Below are 453 nucleotides of genomic sequence, written 5' to 3'. Positions count from 1 at the left end.
GGAGAGGGCCGCCACCGTGCTGGTCGCAATCGTGCCCATCTGGCCCGTCGTCAGCGCTCGGATGTCGGTCGTCTCGATCGCAGCAACCTGGTCTGTGCTCAGCGCCTTCAGCGTCGCCGTCGACAGGTTCGCGACCTGGTACGTCGTCAACGCAACCACTTGGTCTGTGCTCAGCGCCGAGACGGTGCTGGTGGCCAGGCCCGAGAGTTGGGCTGTGGTCAGCACTTGGATGTCGGTGGTCTCAATCGCCGCCACTTGGTCGCTGGTCAGCGCTTTGAGGGTCGCCGTGGACAGGTTCGCAACTTGGTATGTGGTCAGCGAGACCACTTGGTCCGTGGTCAGCGCCGTGACCGTGCCGGTGGCCAGGCCAGCCAGTTGCTTGGTGCTCAGCGCCTGGATGTCGGTGGTCTCAATCGCCGCAATCTGGCCCGTGGAGAGCGCCGCCATCGTGGC

General features: G+C 65.3%; 1 pseudogene. It reads right to left on the bottom strand.

The annotated features are described in order from the left end of the window. Nucleotides 1-453 (bottom strand): annotated as a pseudogene (locus AC1DZ5_RS21550) (heme utilization protein); the annotation flags it as partial.

This window comes from Rhodoferax sp. P1_F3 (assembly GCF_056405715.1).
This window is presented reverse-complemented; position numbering and strand designations above follow the sequence as displayed.